Origin of the sequence: Streptomyces sp. NPDC021356, from assembly GCF_040641015.1 — a bacterium.
Classification (GTDB): domain Bacteria; phylum Actinomycetota; class Actinomycetes; order Streptomycetales; family Streptomycetaceae; genus Streptomyces.
The window spans coordinates 230,865-247,070 of record NZ_JBFACU010000011.1 but is presented as its reverse complement, the minus strand read 5'-3'; the positions used below and the strand labels follow the sequence as shown (position 1 = coordinate 247,070).

Genomic DNA, 16,206 nt, shown 5'->3' with positions numbered 1-16,206 from the left:
CCCTGCCGCCTGCTGGATCATCCCAGAGACGTGAGCGCACCGCCGTCGAAGAACCTGCCCGCGCTGTAGACCATGGGATCGCGCTCGGTCACGGCGGCGTGGACCACTCGGCAGATGAAGACGGTGTGGGTACTGGCCTGGAGCCGCTCGCGGATCTGCACTTCCATCTGCGCGCTGCTCCGGGCGATCAGCGGGCTGCCGAACGGGCCGCTCTCCCAGTCGAGGTCCGCGAACTTGTCAGCGGCCTTGCTCGCGAACGTGCCGACGACGTCGAGTTGGTCGGTGGACAGGATGTTGATCGCGAGATGGTCCGCGCGGTACAGACAGTCGTGGGTGGACGAGGTGCGCTGGACACACACCATGACGGTGGGAGGATCGAGCGAGATGCTCGAGAACGCGTTGACGGCCAGCCCCCTGGGGGTTGCCCCGTCCCACGCGGTCACCACTGTGACACCGGTGACGAACTGCCGGTTGACCTGCTTCATCACGTCGATGTCCGGGCTTGCGGCGAGCGCTGTCATGAGGGTGCTCCTTGTCATCTCGATGCTCAGTCCTGTCCCACGCTGATGACGCCCAGCGCCGAGAGCAGCGCTCGCGGGTCCCACGTGACGTGCTCCTCCACGACCCGCTCGCCCTCGAAGCGGGCGAACGTGGCGCCGCTGACTTCGACGCGCCGCTCGGTCGGCGGGACGCCGAGGAACGACTTCGTATGAGTTCCGCTGCTGTGCCAGCGGATCGCGGCTCTGTCACCTTCGACCACGATGTCGTCGATGGTGGTCGTCAGGTCCGGGAACGCCGCTCGTGTGGAGAGGATCGCTTCCTTGAAGGCGGCCAGGTCCTGCGGGAGCGGGTCTGTCCCATGACGTAGGTAGGCCGGGCCCAGCAACGCGTCGAGGGCGTCGACGTCACCCTGGCCCCAGGCCTCGGCCCACGCCTTCTCGATGAGTTCTCGCCGGGCGTCGGTGAGCGCCATCTCTTCTCCTTCCACAGTGACGGCTTTCTGGCATGCGGCCGGTCCGCCGGCAGCGACGAGGCGCCGCGTACTGCTTGAGATACCGACCCGCACTGGCATGCAAGAAGCAGTAAGACATGCCACGAATGGAGCGTCAAGGCTCAGTGGGCACCGAATCGTGCCCCCACTCCGGAGAACATGCGAATAGCCAGTTCAAAGCCATGGACACGGCCGCCGCTCCACGGATCCAAGGCGATTCGGAAGACCGTCCCACCGAGACCCTTGACCGGCCCGAGAGCCGATGCCTATGGTCCTGTGCCATGCAAGAGAGCTTGGATCAAACTGACGAGAGCATCGGTCTCCGCAAGCTCGTGCTCTACCGTGATGCCGTCTTCACCGAGGCGGGCGTGGCACCCGTGCGGCCCGCGCGTCGAGCCAGCGTCGCCGCGGTCATACGCAATCCATGGGTGGGCTCCGGCCCTTCGACCGATCTGTCCCCGGAGCAGGCTCGCATCGCTCCGACGCTCGCGAAGCTGCTGACCGACCGGCTCATCGCTTCCCTGGGCGGCGCGGACGAGGTCGAATCGTTCGGCAAGGCTGCCATCGTCGGCACGGCGGGCGAGATCGAGCACGCGGGGGCCCTCATCCACACCCCGTACTTCGGGAACCTGGTGAGGGAGTTCCTCCAGGGCGAGTCCATCATCTGTTTCGCCGACACCCGCGCCGAGGCCGGAGAGACGCTGATCGTCCCCCTCTGGCACAAGACACAGGCCGCGACGCGCAGCCACTACCAGACCGTCAGCGCCCGGGTGCCCGACGCGCCCCGGGCGGACGAGATCGTCGTCATCGCGGCCGCGTCGACGGGGCCGCGGCCGCACCCCCGTATCGGGGACCGCCTGACCGACCCCGTCGTCACCACCGAAACCCTGGAGGCTGTTCCCTCATGAGCATCCGCAAGATCGTGACCGTCGTCGAAGAGATCCGCGCCGAGGGCGGCCGGAGGGTCGATCGCCCTGCCCGCGTCGCCGTCGTCGCGGCGGTGATCGAGAACCCCTGGGCCGGTCAGGGCTTCGTCGAGGACCTCGGCCCCGGCATCGACGCGCACGCCTCCGATCTCGGCGCACTGCTCGCCCCGGCGGTCCTGGACGCGCTGGAGGCCCCCGCCGAGGCATACGGCAAAGCCGCCGTCGTCGGCCTGGACGGCGAGATCGAGCACGGCTCCGCGCTGATCCACACACTCAAGTTCGGCGACCACTTCCGCAAGGCGGCGGGTGCGACCACCCTGCTCCCGGCGGTCGAGAAGCGCGGGCCCGCCGGCGTGGTCTTCGACATCCCGCTGAAGCACATCACCGACGCCACGATCCGTTCCCATCACCAGAGCATCGAAGTGCGCATCACCGACGCCCCACACCCGGGCGAGATCGTCATCGCGCTTGCCGCAGCCGCCCAGGGGCGCCCCCAGCAGCGCCTGGCACCGCTGTCGACCGAACAGTAGGTGGGTCATGAGCAAGCCGACCGTGGTCCTGCTGCACGGCGTCGGACTCGACCACACCATGTGGGAGCCCACCGCCGCACTCCTGGCCGACGACTTCATCGTGATCACCCCCGACCTGCCCGGCCACGGCACGCGCCCGCCGGTCAGGGACGGAGTGACACTGGCAGATCTGGCCGACGAGGTGGCCGGTGAGATCCCGGCCGGCTCGCACCTGGTCGGATTCTCCCTGGGCGCGCTGGTCGCCCAGCATGTGGCCCTGCACCGCCCCGAGCTGGTGGCCACCCTGACATCGGTCAGCTCGGTGTGCGCGCGTACGCCCGAAGAACGAGCCCTGGTCCTCGCCCGGTTGCGCACCGCCGAGGCCGACTTCCCGGCCGGCACGGCCGCCTCCCTGGAGCGGTGGTACGCCGGCACGGACGTCGACCCCGCCCGGGTGGCCCGCACCAGGGACACCCTGCTGGCCAATCACGTCGGCTCCTTCCTCAGCTGCTACCGCGTGTTCGCCACCGCGGACGCCGACCTCGCGCCGCACCTGAACGCCATCGCCGTACCCTCACTGGCGATCACAGGGGAGAAAGATCCCGGCTCCACACCCGAGATGACCCATCGGCTCGCCGCGGCACTTCCCCACTGCCGGGCGGTGGTCGTCCCGCGGGCGCGTCACATGCTGCCGGTCGAACGTCCCCGGGCTCTCGTCGACTCCCTCACCACCTTCCTCGGAGAGTGCGCACATGTCTGACCTCCCCACCTTTCAGCACTTCATCGGCGGGACGGAGGCGGAGCCCGCGTCGGGTGAGTACTTCGAGAGCACCGACCCTGCCACGCGCGAGGTCCTCTACCGGGCGGCGCGCGGAGGCGCCGCCGACGTCGAGCGAGCCGTGGCCGCTGCCAAGAACGCCTTCGAGGACCCGCGTTGGCGTGACCTCAGCCAGACGCGGCGGGGCCACCTGCTGCGCCGCCTCGGTGAGCTGATCGCCGAGAACGCCGAAGACCTCGCCCGGATGGAGACGCGGGACAACGGCAAGCTGCTGCGCGAGATGCGGGGGCAGTTGGCCACCTTGCCGGAGTACTACCACTACTACGCGGGACTCGCCGACAAGATCCACGGCGACGTCATCCCCACCTCCGACCGCCGGGTGCTGAACTACACGGCGCGGGAACCGCTGGGAGTCGTCGGAGCGATCACTCCCTGGAACTCCCCCTTGACGCTGACCAGCAGCAAACTGGCTCCTGCTCTCTGCGCCGGCAACACCGTCGTGGTCAAGCCCTCCGAACACACCTCGGCCACCGTCCTCAGGCTCGCGGAGCTGGCACTGGAGGCGGGGTTCCCGCCGGGCGCGGTGAACGTCGTCACCGGGTTCGGTGCCGAGGCCGGCCAAGCCCTGGTCGACCATGGTGACCTGGCGAAGATCTCCTTCACCGGCAGCACCGCCACCGGCGCCCGCATCGCCGCGGCAGCCGCGAGCCGGTTCATCGGATCCACACTCGAACTGGGCGGCAAGTCTCCCAACATCGTCTTCCAGGACGCGAACATCGCCAACGCGGCGATGGGAGTCGTCGCCGGCATCTTCGCCGCCGCCGGGCAGACCTGTATCGCCGGCAGCCGCGTCCTCGCCCACCGGTCGGTCTACGACGAACTGCTGGAGCGGGTCGCCGAACGGGCCAGGACCATCCGTATCGGCGACCCGATGGACGAGCGGACGGAACTCGGCCCGCTGGCCTTCGCCGACCAGCGCGACAAGGTGGCCGGCTACGTCGATCTCGGGCGCCGCGAAGGTGCCAGGGTGCTGACCGGTGGGCGTGCCACCGACGCCGGGCTCGGCGGCTACTTCTACGAGCCCACCATCCTCGTGGACGTCGACAACGGCATGCGTGTCGTGCGTGAGGAGATCTTCGGCCCGGTCATGGCGATCATGCCGTTCGACACCGAGGAAGAGGCCGTACGCCTGGCCAACGACACCGACTACGGACTCGCGGCGGGCGTGTGGACGACGGACCTCGCCCGCGCGCACCGCACGGCCGCACTCCTCGACGCCGGGACCGTCTGGGTCAACACCTACCGGGCCATGTCCCCCATGTCCCCGCGGCAGGGCTTCAAGGCCAGCGGCACCGGCGTCGAGCACGGGGCCGAGACCATCAAGGAGTACACCCGGCTCAAGAGCGTGTGGATCAACACGAGCGAGGAGCCCGTGGCCGACCCGTTCACCATGCGGAGCTGACATGCCCCAGGTCGCCATCACCCTCGCCGAGGGCCGCACCCCCGCGCAGATCCGGGACCTGCTGCACGAAGTGCACGCCGCGGTCCTGCGCACCACGAACACCCGGCCCGAACACATCCGTGTCGTCGTCCACGAGGTACCCCGGACGCACTGGGCCACCGGCGACGTCACCCTCGCCGAGACGGACACCCTCCGCGCGGAACGGCCCGCCGCGATCACCGGCCCGCACGGCGAGCCGGGAAACACCCGACACCCGGTCACCACAGCAGACGAGGAGCAGCCATGAGGTTTTCGTTGTTCGTACACATGGAGCGCTGGGACGAGGAGGTCAGCCACCGCCGGCTCTTCGAGAACCTGTCAGAGCTGGCCCTGATGGCCGAGGACGGCGGGTTCGGCACGGTGTGGATCGGCGAGCACCACGCGATGGAATACACCATCTCTCCCAGCCCGATGCCGCTGCTCGCCCACCTGGCCGCGAAGACCTCGACCATCCGCCTCGGCGCCGGGACCATCGTCGCGCCGTTCTGGCACCCGATCCGGGCCGCCGGTGAATGCGCGCTGCTCGACGTCATCAGCGACGGACGCGTGGAGGTGGGGATCGCCCGCGGCGCCTACCAGTTCGAGTTCGACCGGATGGCGGGCGGGCTTTCGGCCCGTGACGGCGGCAAGCACCTGCGCGAGTTCGTGCCCGCCGTGCGGGCGCTCTGGCAGGGCGACTACGCCCACGACGGCGAGGTCTGGCAGTTCCCGACGTCCACCAGCGTGCCCAAGCCGGTGCAGCGGCCCACCCCGCCCCTGTGGATCGCGGCCCGCAGCCCCGAGTCCCACGACTTCGCCGTCGCTCAGGGCTGCAACGTCATGGTCACCCCGCTGATGAAGGGCGACGAGGAGGTCGTCGACCTCAAGGAGAAGTTCGACACCGCGGTGGCCGGTCACCCCGAGGTGCCGCGCCCCGAGCTGATGGTGCTTCGGCACACCCATGTGCACTCCCCCGACGAACCCGACGGATGGCGCCCGGCCGCCGAGGCGATCAGCCGGTACTACCGGACCTTCGACGCCTGGGCCGGCAACAGGACCACCCCGCGCAACGGGTTCCTCGCGCCGAGCCCGGAGTCGAAGTTCGAGGGCCGCGCCGAGTTCGAACCGGAATCGCTGCACAGGACGGCGGTCATCGGCACACCCGCGGAAGTCATCGAACGGCTGCGCGCCTACGAGGAGCTCGGCATCGACGAGTACAGCTTCTGGATCGACACCAGCCTGCCCCACGAGGAGAAGCGCAAGTCGCTGGAGCTGTTCATCAAGGAAGTCATGCCGGCGTTCCAGTAGGCCGGGCCCGCCCGCACGCACGCACGGGGCGAGGAAGGTCGTCCCAAGGTGGGCCCGCGGCCCCCGGCCTCCGGCTCCCGGCCCCCGGCCCCCGGTTCGCCGGACGGCGGACGGCGGACGGCGGACGGCGGACGGCGGACGGCGGACGGCGGACGGCGGACCACAGCTCATCGGCCTTCCTCCGCCCGCATCCTCGATCTCCCTGTCCGTCCCCGGTCACGAAGGCGGCGCGGCCCCGTTCTCCCCTGGCCCCGCCTTCACTCAGCCGGCCGGCGCCCGCCACCTCGCCCGCCGGTCCACAGCCGCGCATCCGTCCGGCATCTCACGGACGGCCCCGCCGTGCCGGCCGCCCCGCGATCGCGGGCACCCACCACCCCCTGAAGCAGCCTCCTTCCTCCGTCTCCTGGAGCACGCCATGACCCATGACGCCTCGGCGCCGGTGTACGGCAGCGCGATAGCGAAGGTCGAACCTTTCGGAGTCGACCACATCCCCGACAACGAGCGGCACGGAAAACCCAGTTCGCAGTTCTTCATCTGGTTCGCCGCAGGTTTGAACTTCCCCGTCATCCTGCTCGGCTTCAGCGCGGCCCGGTTCGGACTCGGCTTCCCCGCCGCTGTCACCGCGATCGTGCTCGGGGCGGGGCTGGGCTCCCTGCTCATGGCCGTGATGTCCCGCATGGGCGTACGGCTCGGCGTGCCGCAGCAGATCCAGGCCCGCGGCCCGCTCGGCTTCTTCGGCAACTTCGTTCCCGTCGCCTACATCAACGTCTTCGCCGGCATCGGCTGGGCGTCCGTGACCGTCATCCTCGGTGGCAAGGCGTTCGCCGGGCTGACCCACCTGCCGTTCTGGCTGTGCGCAGCACTGCTGACACTGGTCGAGGTGGTCGTCGCCGTCTTCGGCTACAACATGATCAACTTCCTGCAGAAGGCGCTGACGTACGTCCTGACGCCCCTGTTCGCGCTCATCACCGTGGTGGCCGTCGTGCGCGGTGGAAGCGTCTTCCACGCCGATCCCCACGCGCAGGGCTACATCGGCTCCACCGGCGGCCTGGTCACCTTCGGTGGCTGGTTCCTGTCCTTCCTGGTGGCCTGGGCGCCCTTCGCCTCGGACTACTCCCGCTACCTGCCGGACACCCCCGAGGCCGTGACCCGCACCGCCTGGTACACGGGCCTCGGCAACTTCGTCACCATCTGCTGGCTCGGCATCCTGGGTGTGGTCGTCGGCGCCGGCGCCACCAGCTCCGACTCCATCACCGCCCTGCACCAGCTCGCCGGCCCCTTCGCCGTTCCGGCCCTGCTCGCGGTCGGTCTGTCCGCACTGGCGCAGAACTTCCTCAACGTCTACGGCGGCGCGATCTCCGTCCAGACGCTGAAGGTGCCCGTCACCCGCGCCCAGGCCGTCACCGGCATCTGCGTGCTGGCGTACGCCCTCAGCCTGTGGGGCGAGTCCGGGACCGAAGCCAAGTTCAAGGTGTTCCTCAACCTCACCGCCTACTTCATCGCCCCCTTCGTCACCGTGCTGCTGCTCGACTACTACCTGGGCGGCCGCTCCGACCCGAGCCGCATCCCCGAACTCTACGACCGCTCCCGCGTGCTGGACTGGGGCCTCGTCGCGTGGGCGGGAGGCGTCGCCGCGTCCGTGCCGTTCTGGCAGTCGGACTTCTACACGGGGCCGTTCTCGGTGGCCCACCCGGGCGCCGGCGACCTCAGCATGTTCGTCGCGGCCGGAGCGGGGGCGGTCCTTTACCTGCTGACCTACCGGCTCGAGCCGCTCTGGGTGAAGGGCACGGGCGGGGCACGGCTGCCCGCGGGCGCACCCGACCGCTCCGAGGCAGTGGTCCGGCAGGACCACTGAGGGCCTGGACGGCCTCGCGGCGAGTGGTGAACCGGACGCCGCTGTCACGCCGAGGGGCATCGTCAAGGGACCACGCGCTCAGGGTGGTGGCGGCACCGCCTGCCTTCACGCGGCCGGACGGTCCAAGATGGCCGGTATGGATCTGGGTGAGTTCGGCGAGTTCCTGAGGTCGCGACGCGATCGCATCCGGCCAGGTGAGGTGGGGCTTCCCGAGTCGGCACGACGTCGGGTGCCCGGGCTGCGCCGCGACGAGGTGGCTGCTCTGGCCGGGGCCTCGGTCGACTACTACAACCAGCTGGAGCAGGGGCGTGGGTCGCAGCCGTCGGAGCAGATGGTGGCAGCGCTCGCGCGGGCGCTGCGACTGACCGAGGACGAGCGTGCGCATCTGTACTTCCTCGCCGGGCGCCCGTTGCCGCCGCGGCACGGACCGTCGGCCCACGTGCATCCAGGCATGCTCGACCTGCTCGAACGCCTGCCGGACACGCCGGCGGCGGTGATCACCGACTTGCACGCGACGTTGGTGCAGAACCGCCTCGCCACGGCCCTGCTCGGGCCGATTCCCCAGAGGAAGGGGATCGAAGCGAGCTTCGTGTACCGCTGGTTCACCGACCCGCGGGCCCGGCTGCGGTACCACCCCGACGAGCACGATCACCAGTCCCGGGTCTTCGTGGCCGACCTGCGCGCGGTCTCGGCCCGCCGCGGCGGCGACACCGAGGTGCGCGGTCTCATCCGGCGACTGACCTCGACGAGCAGTGAGTTCGCCCACCTGTGGGCGCACCAGGAGGTCGCCGTGCGCCGGGCCGACCGGAAGAGGCTGATGCACCCGGAGCTCGGCGCGATCGAGCTCGACTGCCTCAGCCTGCTCAGCGAGGACGGTTCGCAGCGGCTGCTCTGGTTCACCGCCCCCGTGGGCGGCGACTCGGCGGAGAAGCTCCGGTTGCTCGCGGTCGTGGGCAGCCAGGACGTCCAGACCTCGACGCGCAACAGCTCGGCTGCTCCCTGAGCGCGGCACCCCGGGGTCGGGCGCCGGGGCAGCCGGGGGGCGAGACGCTCAGCTCGATCAGGCGCGCGCCTCTGCCGCGAGCGCCGTCTCGTCCACCCTGACGTGCTCGGCGCAGGTTCCGTACTCGCGCTCGGACGTGTCGAGCAGGCCGCCGCCGACGTACCGGCGTACTCACGTACCCGCGTGTCCGCGGCGATGGAGGTACCGTCGGCGGCAGCTGCGCGTCACGGCTGGACGATGACCTTGCCCTTGGCGTGGCCCTGGGCGAGGTGGGTGTACGCCTCGGCGGCCTCGCTCAGCGGGACCGTACGGTCCACGACGATGTCGAGGCCTTCGTTCGCCAGCGCGACGACTGCGGCCAGACGCTCGGTGTCGGATGCGTGGAAGACGAACGCGCTGCGGAGCCCACGGGCTGCGGCCCGCTCGGCGTCCGGCGGCGCGGGGAGGCTGATCAGCAGGCCGCCTGGTCTGAGGACGTCGAGCGACCGGATCTCGGTGTCACCACCGATCGAGTCGACGACGACGTCGACATCGGAGACCGCCGTGCAAAAGTCGATGCGGGTGTAGTCGATGACGTCGTCGGCCCCGAGCTTGCGGACGAGCTCGGCGGCGCGGCCGGAGGCGGTGGTCACGACGTGCGCACCGGCGCGGCGGGCCAGCTGGACGGCGAAGCTGCCGACCCCGCCGGCGCCTGCGTGCACGAGCATCTTCTGGCCCGGCCGCAGCTTCGCGACCTCGGTCACTGCTTGCCAGGCGGTCGCGGCGGCGGTGGCCAGACCGGCGGCGATCCCCAGCGGGGCCGTGGTCGGCGCCGGCACCATGCTCGCCGCCGGCACCACGGCGTAGTCGGCGACCGCGCCGCCTGTGGTGGGGTCGGTGCGGGTGATCACCGCGTCGCCGACGCCCCAGCCGGTCACGCCGGGTCCAAGGCGCTCCACGGTGCCGGCGAGGTCGGTGCCCACGGTCGAGGGAAGGGTGATCGGGAAGTAGTCCTGGACGTGACCGGCGCCGATCTTGACGTCGAGCGGGTTCAGTGCCGCCCCCGCGACCCGGACCAGGACCTCTCCTGGCCCTGGGGCCGGCTCGGCGAGATCGTGGACGACCGGGGTGTCGCCGTACGCCGTGTACCGCAGTGCCTTCATGGGTGTGCTCTCTCGTGTCGCTGCTTCAGTGGGTGGGCCGGGCGCCGACCTGCTGGAACCAGTCGAGCCAGTCCTCCATGTGCCAGGTGCGGACGATGCGTCCGTCGACCACCTCGTGGAACTCGTGGATCCGGAGCCGGATCTCCCGCCCGGTCGCCGCGACGCCGAACATCTCGCCGCTGTGCACGCCACGCATCTCGCCGCGTACGCCGACGAAACCGTTGCCGTCGGGGCCGCGGCCGTCGACGATCTGGTGGACCACGATGCGGAAGTCGCCGAACGCCTCGTTGATCCCCTGGATCAGCGGGGTGGCACCGGCCCGGCCGGGCGCCTGGTCCGGGCCCAGCGGGATGTCGGCCCAGTCGTCGGCGACGATGTCGTCGAGGAGTTCGGGCTTGCCCCTGAACGCCTCGTAGAAGGTGCCGATCAGGTCTTCGATGGTGCGCGTCATCGCGTCTCCTCGGTGGTGGCGGGCGCGGCGATGAGGAGGTCGTCGATGCCCAGTCGGCGGAAGAACTCCTGCTGCTCGGTCGCCCGCAGGACGTCGATCGCCACCTGCCTGGACTCCACGGTTGTCGCCGCCTTCCTGCTGGTCTCGGACTTGCGAGACCAACACTCGGCTGCGGAGGGCCGAGCGAGAAGGCGGGGCTTACGCTGGTGACGGCATCACCACCCCGATTCGCGCCCGTGCACGGCGGAACCCGCACGTCGATCCGGCCGCGACGGAGGGCGAGTCGGGCTTCTGTCCTTTCGGCATGCCGGCACCCGTCCCGGAAGGCGCGTGCTCGCGCGAGGCGCGCGCCTGGACTCGACGACCGGCGCGAGGAGGCAGCGGCGGTTTCCCTGTCGGCTCATGGAGTTCAGAGCACAGCGACCGGCGTCCTTCGTGCCGGTACCGGGTGCGCGCCCGGAACGTGCACGGCGAGCGCCTGGTGCACGGCGGTCCTCCCGCCGGCCTGCGGCTGAGCGATGTCGTCGGCCATGTCGTCGGCGAGGTGGTGGACCGGCGGCCGGAGGATGCCGTCCTGGTCGGTGACGGCTGGGGCGGTCACCCCGTCACCGGCGCCGCCCACGCGCCGGCGGCCCGGGTACGCCGCGTCGTGTACCGAAACGCGGTCGTGCCCGAGCGCGGCGTCTCGATGGCCGCCGGAAAGGAGACGTACGGCGCGGTCTTACGCGAGTGCGTCGCCGCCTCACCGGACGGGACCGTCCCGCTGCCGTTCGACGCGGTGCGGTACGGCTTGATGCGGGGCGAGTCCGGGAACTTTGGGAGTTCTCCCAAGGCCCCGGCAGCCGAATGGCGTGGGTCAGCCGATGTTCCAGGTGAAGCTGCCGCCGTTGTGGGCCGCGACGGCGAACATCACGATCATGAGTACGATGTCGACCACTCCGAGGCCGATGCCCCACTTCGCCATCGCGGAGCCGGTCTGGCGCAGCGCGACGGCGCCGAAGATGACGGCCAGCGGGCCGAGGATGATCGGCAGGAAGAGCAGGCCGACTATGCCGCAGACCAGCCCCGCGATCGCCAGTCCGCTCGTCCGGCTCGTCTTGTGGGCGCTCGTTCGACTGTAGGACGACATCGGTATCTCCCAAACTGTCGCGGTCGGCTTCGTTTCTTCCTTCAGTTCCTTTCTGGTTGCCCGTCCCGGCCGGGTCATGCCTGTGCGAGGTCCGGTCAAGCGCCTTTGTCGAAGGGCAAGTTGGGGGGCAGCATCGTGGCGTCGGCGGGGAAGCACGGCGAACCGGGAGGAGTCGCGGACGGCAGCGGCCGCCACGGCCCGATAAAAGCAACAGCACTTGTATAAGTGCTGTTATGGTGAGCCGCATGGTCAGCCCCCACCCGGTCGATCCGACCCAGCAGAGCCTGTGGCGACCCCTGCGCCTGCTCCAGGCGTCCATGGACGCCGACATCGCCCGTCTCTACTCCGAGCGACAGATCGAAGGTCTCAAGCCCAGCTTCGTCATGGAGTTGCTCCGGCTGCACGCCCGCGGACCCATGACCATCGCGGAACTGGCCGAGTCGGTTCAGCGCACGCATTCGGCGCTCAGCCAGAAGGTCGCCGCGATGCGCACCGCCGGCTGGGTGCAGACCGTCGTCGGCGAGGACGCACGCACGAGGAAGGTGACGCTCACCGACAAAGCCCGCCGCGTCGTGGATCGTCTGGCGGCGGAATGGCGGGCCACCGAGGCTGCCGTCGCTGAGCTGGAGGCCGAGACCCCCTACCCGCTCTCCCGGGCCGTCGCCGATATCGAGCGGGCTCTGGAGCGCAAGAGCTTCCACGACCGGATCGCCGAGAAGCTGGCGGAGGACCCGGCGTGGGACTGAAGCGCACACTGATCGACGTGTCTCCGTTACGGTCGTCACCGACGTTCCGGCGGCTGTGGGCCGGCCAGGCACTGTCCGGTCTCGGCAGTCAGATGACGCTCGTCGCGGTGATGTTCCAGGTCTGGCAGATGACGAAGAGTCCCCTGTGGACGGGAGGCGTCGGGCTGGCCCAGGCTGTCCCGCTCGTCGTGCTCGGACTCTTCGCCGGATCGCTCGTCGACCGGGTGGACCGCCGGAAGTTCTACCTGCTCACGACCAGCGGGCAGGCCGTGTGTTCGCTCCTCCTCGCGCTCCAGGGCTTCCTCGGGCACTTTCCTGCCGCCGGCGTGCTGGGTCTCGTCGCGCTCCAGTCATGCTTCGGCGCAGGCGGCGGCCCGGCTTCACGCACCTTCGTCCCCCACCTCCTTCCCCAGCACCGACTGGCCGCGGGACTGGCGTTGAGGCGCATCGCCTTCCAGGGCTCCATGCTGCTCGGTCCCGCGCTCGGCGGACTGATCGTGGGCGGGCCGGGAGTCGGCACCTGCTACGTGATCGACGCCCTGACGTTCGCCGCCGCGGTCCACGGTGCCTTCGGCTTGCCGCACATGAGCCCCGGAGACGAGCCTGCGCGGCCGGGCCTGCGGGGGGTGCTGGACGGCCTGGCCTTCTTGGGCCGCACCCCCGTCATTCGCGGGGCCCTGCTCACGGACCTCGCCACCACTGTGCTGTCGATGCCCATCAGTGTGTTTCCCTTGATCAACGCCGAACGGTTCGACGGCGACCCACGCACCCTCGGGCTGTTCCTCACGGCCATCGCCGCCGGCGGCGTCGCCGCGTCACTCTTCTCCGGAAGCTTCACCCGGTCCGCCCGCCCCGGCCTGGTCATGCTCGGCGGATCCGCCACCTGGGGCGCGGCGTTGGCGCTGTTCGGCACGTCACCCGGCCCAGGGGCCGGTTTCGCCTTCCTCGTCATAGCCGGCGCCGCCGACACCGTCTCCGTCGTCTGCCGGAGCGCCGTCGTCCAGACGCACACACCTCGCGAGCTGCTCGGCCGCGTCAGTGCGGCTGAACAGATCGTCGGGCAGGCCGGGCCCGACATCGGCAACATGCGCGGCGGCCTCGTGGCAGGTGTCACCTCGGGAGCAGCAGCCCTCGTCAGCGGTGGCCTGCTCTGCCTCGGTGCCGTGGCCGTGGTGGGTGCCACGACGGCCGACCTGCGCAGGTCCTCCGTAGCCTCCTGCACCCCTACAGCCTCCGCCGGGCCATGAGCCCGCTCCTTCCGGCGCACAGGGCGACGCAGTCGTGGGTTCAGGCTTTCGTCGGCTGGTGCACCGGCCACTTCGACGTCCTGTTCCGTGGGCGCAGGCTGCGGCATGCCGGTGCGCAGACCCTCGTTGACCCGCGTGGTGCCGAGGGCGTTCTCCCAGCGGGCGACGACGCGGATGGCGACGCTGTTGCCCGTACGGTGAGCGGTGCGGCTCCCCGTGTGCAAGCCGCGCTTCGCTACCCGGACTCAACCCACCGGCCTGGCGCCCTCCGCCCCCCACCGCTGCGCCGGCGTCCTGGCGCCCGCGGTCCCCTCCTCGCCGTCCGGACGCAGGCACTCGATCAGGTAGTCGCCGGTGTCGGGGGCGCGGGTCACGCCGTGCGTCTCGCTGCCGAAGCCGGGGAAGCGTCGGTCGAAGGACTCCAGGGCACCGAGGTAGCGCAGCAGAGGACCGTCCTCCTCCCCGACGCTCTCACCCGGCATGAGGACCGGGATGCCGGGTGGCGTCACCGTGACCATCGCCGCGGCGACCCGGCCCGGGGCGTCCGCCAGGCGGATTCGTTCCGTGCCGCCGCGGATCAGGCGCTGGTAGCACAGCTGGGGCGGGAAGACCGGCTCCGGGAGTTGCTGGAAGACCGTGTCGAGCAGTTCGACCAGGTGGGCCTCGCGCAGGTGGTCGTGCATCTCCTGGCACAGGTCGCGCAGACTCCGCCCGGAGTAGCGTCGGGGGTGCTCGGCGATCAACGCGGGCAGTACACGCTCCAGCGGGGCGTCGCCGTCGTAGAGATCCTTGAAGTCCATCAGCGCGTCAAGCAGCGTGCCCCATTTGCCCTTGGTGATGCCCATGGAGAACAGCACCAGCGTGGTGTAGCTGTCGGTCTTCTCCACGACGATGCCGCGCGTGGTCAGATAGGCGGTGAGCACCCGCGCGGGGATGCCCTGACCGGACATGGCACCGGTCGCGCCGAGCCCCGGGCAGGTCAGGGTGACCTTGATCGGGTCGAGCATGCAGTAGCCGTCGGTCAGACCGGGGAAGCCGTGCCAGTCCGCGTCGGGTGCGAGGTGCCAGCAGGAGGGCTCGGTCCGCAGCAGGTCCGCCGGAGCCTCGTCGAACGGCAGCCGTGCCCCGCTCACCGGGTCGGTCACCTCACCCGGCTGCCACACCCCGAAGAACCAGGGCGGCCGGTCCCCGGCGGCCTCGATCCGCCGCCCGATCCGCACCATCTCCTGACGGAACCGGACCGCCTCCGTCACCGCCTCGTCGACCAGCCACCGGCCTTGCGGACCGTCCATCATCGCCGTGGCCACGTCCAGCGAGGCGATCATCGGATACAGCGGCGACGTCGTGCCGTGCATCATCAGCGCCTCGTTGAACCGGTCGTGCTCCACCGGCGCCCGGGGCGCGGGCCGGACGTGCACCATGGCGCCCTGCGACAGCGCCGCCAGTAGCTTGTGGGTGGACTGGGTCGCGAAGATCGTCGGCCGGTCGGGGCCGGGGAAGGCCTCCTCGTCCACCGCCATGCCGTAGCGCCCCGCGTAGAGCGGGTGGAAGCGGGCGTACGCGAACCACGCCTCGTCGAAGTGCAGGCGGGGCGTCCCGGCCGCGAAGGCCCGGGCCGTCGTCGCCGCGTCGTAACACAGCCCGTCATAGGTGGAGTTGGTGAACACCGCGTACTGGGCACGGGAGGACACCGCGTCCCGCGTGAGGGGGTTCTCCGCGATCCGCGCCGCCACCGATTCCGCGGCGATCTCGGCGGGCGGCAACGGTCCGGCGAGGCCGTAGCCGTTGCGGGTGGGGACCAGGTACACCGGCCGGGCGCCGGAGACGACCAGGCCGTGCAGGACCGACTTGTGGCAGTTGCGGTCCACCAGGGCGATCTCGTCGCGGGCCACGCTGAAGTGGCCGACCAGACGGTTGCAGGTGGAGTCGCCGTGCAGGACGAAGTACGTGTGGTCGGAGCCGAAGACGCGCGCGGCGTTCCGCTCCGCCTCGCCGATCGGGCCCGTGTGCTCGAACAGCGAGCCGAGCTCCTCCACCGAGATCGACAGGTCGCTGCGCAGCAGCCGCTCCCCGAAGTAGTCGTGGAACGCCCGGCCCACGGGCGACTTGAGGAAGGCGACCCCGCCGGAGTGCGCCGGAGTGTGCCATGAGTACTCGTGCGCGTCGTCGAAGCGCCGCAGCGCCTTGAAGAACGGCGGGAGCAGGGCGTCCTGGTAGGCCCGGGCGGCGGCGGTGATCCGCCCCGCGATGAACGCCGGCGTGTCCTCCAGCGGCCACACATAGCCCACCACCGACTGCGACACCCACAGCGGCAGCTCACGCAGCCCTTCGTCCGCCATGACCAGGTACACCGGCAGGTTCTGGAACCGGTGCCCGATCCGGCGCAGCACCGCCGCGCCGCCCGGCCCGTCCTCGGTCGCGGGCGGAAGGTCCCAGGCGACCACCGCTGCGGCCAGACCGGCTTCCGTCCTGAGCACCGCCTCGGCGTCGCCGGCGCTCACCGCCCACCGGACATGCAAGCCACGCGCCCGGATCCCCTCGGCGATGCGCGCCAGCTGCCCGGCGGTGGCGCTCCTGTCCTCCGGATGCTCCGCCACCGCCACCAGAACCGTGCCGTCGGCCATGCCGCCCCCTTCCCCGA

The 16,206-nt window shown here is 70.6% G+C and carries 18 protein-coding genes; 10 read left to right on the top strand and 8 right to left on the bottom strand.

The annotated features are described in order from the left end of the window. Nucleotides 1-17: 17 nt before the first annotated feature. Entirely contained in the window at nucleotides 18-521 is a 504-nt protein-coding gene (locus AB0G56_RS17555) for a flavin reductase family protein (protein ID WP_360970013.1), read from the bottom strand. A gap of 26 nt (nucleotides 522-547) precedes the next feature. Further along, on the bottom strand, nucleotides 548-973 hold the full coding sequence (locus AB0G56_RS17550; protein ID WP_360970011.1) for an ester cyclase: 426 nt from the start codon (nucleotides 971-973) through the stop codon (nucleotides 548-550). Nucleotides 974-1,272: 299 nt separating this feature from the next. Here AB0G56_RS17550 and AB0G56_RS17545 point away from each other — a divergent pair, with 299 nt between their 5' ends. From AB0G56_RS17545 to AB0G56_RS17510, 8 genes are all read left to right on the top strand, one after another. Next, complete coding sequence (locus AB0G56_RS17545) at nucleotides 1,273-1,899, top strand: amino acid synthesis family protein (protein ID WP_360970009.1); 627 nt, start codon at nucleotides 1,273-1,275, stop codon at nucleotides 1,897-1,899. After that, nucleotides 1,896-2,447, top strand: a complete 552-nt coding sequence (locus tag AB0G56_RS17540) for an amino acid synthesis family protein (protein WP_360970007.1) — start codon at nucleotides 1,896-1,898, stop codon at nucleotides 2,445-2,447. The genes AB0G56_RS17545 and AB0G56_RS17540 overlap by 4 nt, the downstream gene beginning before the upstream one ends. A gap of 7 nt (nucleotides 2,448-2,454) precedes the next feature. Further along, nucleotides 2,455-3,186 carry an alpha/beta fold hydrolase gene (locus AB0G56_RS17535; RefSeq protein ID WP_360970005.1) on the top strand — a complete coding sequence of 244 codons (732 nt, stop codon included), beginning with the start codon at nucleotides 2,455-2,457 and terminating at the stop codon, nucleotides 3,184-3,186. After that, entirely contained in the window at nucleotides 3,179-4,666 is a 1,488-nt protein-coding gene (locus AB0G56_RS17530) for an aldehyde dehydrogenase (protein ID WP_360970003.1), read from the top strand. Before AB0G56_RS17535 ends, AB0G56_RS17530 begins: the two co-directional genes overlap by 8 nt. A gap of 1 nt (nucleotide 4,667) precedes the next feature. Then, complete coding sequence (locus tag AB0G56_RS17525) at nucleotides 4,668-4,952, top strand: tautomerase family protein (protein WP_360970001.1); 285 nt, start codon at nucleotides 4,668-4,670, stop codon at nucleotides 4,950-4,952. Continuing rightward, nucleotides 4,949-5,992: an LLM class flavin-dependent oxidoreductase gene (locus tag AB0G56_RS17520; RefSeq protein ID WP_360969999.1), complete on the top strand. Its 1,044-nt coding sequence runs from the start codon at nucleotides 4,949-4,951 to the stop codon at nucleotides 5,990-5,992. The genes AB0G56_RS17525 and AB0G56_RS17520 overlap by 4 nt, the downstream gene beginning before the upstream one ends. A 415-nt stretch (nucleotides 5,993-6,407) precedes the next feature. Further along, the gene (locus tag AB0G56_RS17515; protein WP_360969997.1) at nucleotides 6,408-7,847 is read left to right on the top strand and encodes a cytosine permease; all 1,440 of its coding nucleotides are present in this window, start codon (nucleotides 6,408-6,410) and stop codon (nucleotides 7,845-7,847) included. Nucleotides 7,848-7,983: 136 nt separating this feature from the next. Beyond that, nucleotides 7,984-8,850 carry a helix-turn-helix transcriptional regulator gene (locus tag AB0G56_RS17510; protein WP_360969995.1) on the top strand — a complete coding sequence of 289 codons (867 nt, stop codon included), beginning with the start codon at nucleotides 7,984-7,986 and terminating at the stop codon, nucleotides 8,848-8,850. Between the two features lie 224 nt (nucleotides 8,851-9,074). Here AB0G56_RS17510 and AB0G56_RS17505 read toward each other — a convergent pair whose 3' ends face one another. The 5 genes from AB0G56_RS17505 to AB0G56_RS17485 form a co-directional block, all read right to left on the bottom strand. Next, on the bottom strand, nucleotides 9,075-9,992 hold the full coding sequence (locus tag AB0G56_RS17505) for an NADP-dependent oxidoreductase (protein ID WP_360969993.1): 918 nt from the start codon (nucleotides 9,990-9,992) through the stop codon (nucleotides 9,075-9,077). Between the two features lie 25 nt (nucleotides 9,993-10,017). After that, nucleotides 10,018-10,443 (bottom strand): ester cyclase, encoded by a 426-nt coding sequence (locus AB0G56_RS17500; protein WP_360969991.1) that lies wholly within the window; start codon nucleotides 10,441-10,443, stop codon nucleotides 10,018-10,020. Then, nucleotides 10,440-10,562: a hypothetical protein gene (locus tag AB0G56_RS17495; protein WP_360969989.1), complete on the bottom strand. Its 123-nt coding sequence runs from the start codon at nucleotides 10,560-10,562 to the stop codon at nucleotides 10,440-10,442. Before AB0G56_RS17495 ends, AB0G56_RS17500 begins: the two co-directional genes overlap by 4 nt. A gap of 290 nt (nucleotides 10,563-10,852) precedes the next feature. After that, complete coding sequence (locus AB0G56_RS17490) at nucleotides 10,853-11,044, bottom strand: hypothetical protein (RefSeq protein WP_360969987.1); 192 nt, start codon at nucleotides 11,042-11,044, stop codon at nucleotides 10,853-10,855. 255 nt (nucleotides 11,045-11,299) lie between these two features. Beyond that, entirely contained in the window at nucleotides 11,300-11,572 is a 273-nt protein-coding gene (locus AB0G56_RS17485) for a DUF4190 domain-containing protein (protein ID WP_360969985.1), read from the bottom strand. A gap of 245 nt (nucleotides 11,573-11,817) precedes the next feature. Here AB0G56_RS17485 and AB0G56_RS17480 point away from each other — a divergent pair, with 245 nt between their 5' ends. After that, a complete protein-coding gene (locus AB0G56_RS17480; protein WP_360969983.1) occupies nucleotides 11,818-12,318 on the top strand; it encodes a winged helix DNA-binding protein in 501 nt (166 codons plus the stop codon). Next, on the top strand, nucleotides 12,309-13,565 hold the full coding sequence (locus AB0G56_RS17475; protein ID WP_360969981.1) for an MFS transporter: 1,257 nt from the start codon (nucleotides 12,309-12,311) through the stop codon (nucleotides 13,563-13,565). Before AB0G56_RS17480 ends, AB0G56_RS17475 begins: the two co-directional genes overlap by 10 nt. A gap of 245 nt (nucleotides 13,566-13,810) precedes the next feature. Here the strand turns inward: AB0G56_RS17475 and AB0G56_RS17470 are convergent, their stop codons facing one another. After that, nucleotides 13,811-16,189, bottom strand: coding sequence for an Orn/Lys/Arg decarboxylase N-terminal domain-containing protein (locus tag AB0G56_RS17470; RefSeq protein WP_360969979.1), 2,379 nt, complete (start codon nucleotides 16,187-16,189; stop codon nucleotides 13,811-13,813). Nucleotides 16,190-16,206: the final 17 nt, after the last annotated feature.

Coding starts and splice junctions, on each gene's coding strand:
- AB0G56_RS17555 (WP_360970013.1), bottom strand. CDS start 521: ATGACAGCGCTCGCCGCAAGCCCGGACATCGACGTGATGAAGCAGGTC.
- AB0G56_RS17550 (WP_360970011.1), bottom strand. CDS start 973: ATGGCGCTCACCGACGCCCGGCGAGAACTCATCGAGAAGGCGTGGGCC.
- AB0G56_RS17545 (WP_360970009.1), top strand. CDS start 1,273: ATGCAAGAGAGCTTGGATCAAACTGACGAGAGCATCGGTCTCCGCAAG.
- AB0G56_RS17540 (WP_360970007.1), top strand. CDS start 1,896: ATGAGCATCCGCAAGATCGTGACCGTCGTCGAAGAGATCCGCGCCGAG.
- AB0G56_RS17535 (WP_360970005.1), top strand. CDS start 2,455: ATGAGCAAGCCGACCGTGGTCCTGCTGCACGGCGTCGGACTCGACCAC.
- AB0G56_RS17530 (WP_360970003.1), top strand. CDS start 3,179: ATGTCTGACCTCCCCACCTTTCAGCACTTCATCGGCGGGACGGAGGCG.
- AB0G56_RS17525 (WP_360970001.1), top strand. CDS start 4,668: ATGCCCCAGGTCGCCATCACCCTCGCCGAGGGCCGCACCCCCGCGCAG.
- AB0G56_RS17520 (WP_360969999.1), top strand. CDS start 4,949: ATGAGGTTTTCGTTGTTCGTACACATGGAGCGCTGGGACGAGGAGGTC.
- AB0G56_RS17515 (WP_360969997.1), top strand. CDS start 6,408: ATGACCCATGACGCCTCGGCGCCGGTGTACGGCAGCGCGATAGCGAAG.
- AB0G56_RS17510 (WP_360969995.1), top strand. CDS start 7,984: ATGGATCTGGGTGAGTTCGGCGAGTTCCTGAGGTCGCGACGCGATCGC.
- AB0G56_RS17505 (WP_360969993.1), bottom strand. CDS start 9,992: ATGAAGGCACTGCGGTACACGGCGTACGGCGACACCCCGGTCGTCCAC.
- AB0G56_RS17500 (WP_360969991.1), bottom strand. CDS start 10,443: ATGACGCGCACCATCGAAGACCTGATCGGCACCTTCTACGAGGCGTTC.
- AB0G56_RS17485 (WP_360969985.1), bottom strand. CDS start 11,572: ATGTCGTCCTACAGTCGAACGAGCGCCCACAAGACGAGCCGGACGAGC.
- AB0G56_RS17480 (WP_360969983.1), top strand. CDS start 11,818: ATGGTCAGCCCCCACCCGGTCGATCCGACCCAGCAGAGCCTGTGGCGA.
- AB0G56_RS17470 (WP_360969979.1), bottom strand. CDS start 16,189: ATGGCCGACGGCACGGTTCTGGTGGCGGTGGCGGAGCATCCGGAGGAC.